Source organism: Paraconexibacter sp., assembly GCF_041602235.1.
Lineage (GTDB): Bacteria > Actinomycetota > Thermoleophilia > Solirubrobacterales > Solirubrobacteraceae > Paraconexibacter.
Map to the genome: position 1 here is coordinate 1 of NZ_JBFIGP010000399.1, position 2,689 is coordinate 2,689.

3 protein-coding genes and 1 pseudogene are annotated in these 2,689 nt (G+C 73.8%); 3 read left to right on the forward strand and 1 reads right to left on the reverse strand.

From position 1 onward, the window contains the following. The coding region (locus tag ABYE80_RS19535; RefSeq protein ID WP_372791980.1) for a hypothetical protein at window positions 1–181 on the reverse strand (181 nt) is incomplete at its 3' end. Here ABYE80_RS19535 and ABYE80_RS19540 point away from each other — a divergent pair. The 3 genes and pseudogenes from ABYE80_RS19540 to ABYE80_RS19550 all read left to right on the forward strand — a co-directional run. Further along, entirely contained in the window at window positions 180–500 is a 321-nt protein-coding gene (locus tag ABYE80_RS19540; protein WP_372791981.1) for a hypothetical protein, read from the forward strand. The two genes, ABYE80_RS19535 and ABYE80_RS19540, sit on opposite strands and share 2 nt — an antisense overlap. Further along, entirely contained in the window at window positions 493–1,674 is a 1,182-nt protein-coding gene (locus tag ABYE80_RS19545) for a hypothetical protein (protein WP_372791982.1), read from the forward strand. The genes ABYE80_RS19540 and ABYE80_RS19545 overlap by 8 nt, the downstream gene beginning before the upstream one ends. 43 nt (window positions 1,675–1,717) lie before the next feature. After that, window positions 1,718–2,689: pseudogene (locus tag ABYE80_RS19550) on the forward strand (hypothetical protein); the annotation flags it as partial.

Genomic DNA, 2,689 nt, shown 5'->3' on the forward strand with positions numbered 1-2,689 from the left:
CGGGCAGCAGCGGCAGCAGCGCGAGACCGGGCGCGAGCAGCGCGACCGCCGACAGCGCGACGGTGTGGATCCCGGCGAGCGCCAGCACCGCCTCGAGGGCCACCACGAGCACGGCGAGCAGCCACGGGCGAGGGCTCGTGCCCAGAACGGCGGAAGGTGTGGGTACTCTGCGGTGTCGCATGTCGCAACTTCTCGCCGTCATCGCGGTCGTCTTCGCGACCGCAGTCGCACCCGCCGCGGCACAGCAGGGGAACGGAGCCTACGAACCTTTCCCGTCGCCTGCTCCCAGCGGGACCGCGCGTGCCTACCTCGAGCTCCTCGGGGTGCGGGCCACGCCGCGCGATCTGACCAGCGGGCGGTTCCTGGACGGGCTGAACCCCGCCAGCCGGCCCGCCGCCGGCGAGCGCGCCGGGCTCGGCGTGGGTGGGTCGACGGGCTGGATCGTCGTCCTCGTGGCGGCGGGCGTCCTGCTGGTGGTGCGTGGTGTCGCCCGTGACTAGGGCGGCGACACGGGCGCTGCTGCTGGTCGTCGGCCTCCTGGCCGGCCTGGCCTGCGGGGGGACGTCCTCCCAGGCGACCTCGACGGGGCTGAGCAGCAGCGACACGCCGGCCACCGCGGCCGTGACCGCCAGCGGCCGCCTGCCCGCCGACTTCCTCGGGCTGGTGTCCGAGCACGCGTTCGCCGCCGGTCCCGCCGACCGCGCCAAGATCCTGGGCGACCAGCGGCGCACCGGCGTCCAGCTCCTGCGCCAGACGTTCGACTGGTCGACGATCGAGAAGACCCGCGGGGTGTACGACTTCTCGATCTACGACGGGTTCGTGCACGCCACCGCGCGGGCCCGCATCCGCCTGCTGCCGATCATCTTCCGGGCCCCGGCCTTCCGGTCCCGGACGGCGAAGCCCTCACGGACCCGGAAGATCACGGCGACGACGACCTTCCCGCCGCGCAGCAACGCCGACATGGCCCGGTTCGCCGCCAGGCTCGTGCGCCGCTACGGCCCCCGGGGCACGTTCTGGAAGGAGAACCCCGACCTCCCGCCGCTGCCCATCCGCTCCTGGCAGGTGTGGAACGAGCCCAACCTGCCCGCCTACTGGGGCGGACGCCCGAACGCCAAGCAGTACGTCTCGATGCTGCGCACCGTCGGCAGCGCGATCCGCAAGGCGGACCGCAAGGCGGAGATCGTCAGCGGCGGCATCCCCGAGAGCCGACAGGGCATCCCGCTGCGGACCTACCTCACGCAGATGCGCAGGGCCGGTGGCCTCAAGACCTTCACGACGCTGGCGATCCACCCGTACGCCCGCAACGACGCCGGCGTGATCACCGCGGTCAGCTCGACCCGCCGCCTGCTCAACGGGTGGGGGTATCGCCGGATGCCGATCTGGGTCACCGAGCTCGGCTGGGCCAGCCAGGGGCCGCGCAGCGCGTTCACCGCCGGGCCCACGCGTCAGGGCCGGTACATCCTGCACGCGATCACCGGCCTCGGGCAGCGGGCCAAGCAGCTGAACGTGCGCGGGGTCGTGTACTACGGCTGGAAGGACGCGGAGCCCTACCCGGGCGGCAAGGACTTCTGGGGCCTGCACACCGGACTCCTGCGGCAGGACGGGACGGGCAAGCCCGCGCTGTCGAAGTACTACCAGGCCGCGGGCGTGCTCAAGCGCGTGCGCTTCCGCTGAGGCGGGCTGTCAGGGACTCGCCCCCCGGGACGTAGGAGGGGTGATGCCTGCCCGCCTCGTCCTCGCCGTCCTGCTCACCTCGCTGCTCGCTGCCACGGTGGGCGCGTCGCCCGCCAGCGCGGCCAGAGGGCTGCAACTCGGGTTCTACGACCGCGCGTTCAGCAGCCCCGACCCGGTCGAGCGCGAGGCCGCCGGCCAGCACGCCAAGGCGACAGGCGCGCGCGTCGTGCGCTTCTTCGTGTTCTGGAGCGCGGTGGCGCCGACGGAGCCGGCCACCTCGACGCTCGCCCGCGACCCGGCGTGGACCGGGTACCGGTGGGACGCGACCGACGCGACGGTCCGCAGCCTGGCCGACAACGGTCTGACCGCGCTGCCGGTGCTCTTCGGGGCGCCGAAGTGGGCCGAGGGCTCCAAGCGCCCGGACGGCGCGGCGCCCGGCACCTGGCGTCCCTCACCGGCCGCCTTCGCGCGGTTCGCCGAGGCGGCGGCACGCCGGTACGACGGCACCCACCCGGACTCGCAGCGCCCCGGGGCGACCCTGCCTCGCGTGCGCTACTGGCAGGCGTGGAACGAGCCCAACCTGTCGGTCGACCTCACCCCGCAGTGGAAGCGCACCAAGAAGGGCGGGTACGCCGCGGAGAGCCCCCGCCTCTACCGCCTCCTGCTCAACGCGTTCTCCGCGGCGGTGAAGAAGGTCAGCAGCAAGAACGTCGTCGTCACCGCGGGGACCGCGCCGTACGGCGACCTCCGGGCGGGCGACCCCCGCATGGCTCCCGCCCGGTTCTGGCGTTCGCTGTTGTGCGTCACCGGGCGCAAGAAGCCGCGGGCCACCAAGCGGTGCCCGGCTGCGGCGCGCTTCGACATCGCCGCCCACCACCCGTACCCGATCGGACCCCCACGGCGGAAGGCCCGCAACGCGGACGACATCGTCGTGCCGGACTTCGCCAAGCTCACGCGACCGCTGGCCGTGGCGATCAAGGCCAAGCGCGTGCGTCCGGCGACCCGCAAGCGGATC

Bases quoted from the DNA above. Each gene is read 5' to 3' on its own strand.
- ABYE80_RS19540 (WP_372791981.1), top strand. From the start codon at position 180: ATGTCGCAACTTCTCGCCGTCATCGCGGTCGTCTTCGCGACCGCAGTC.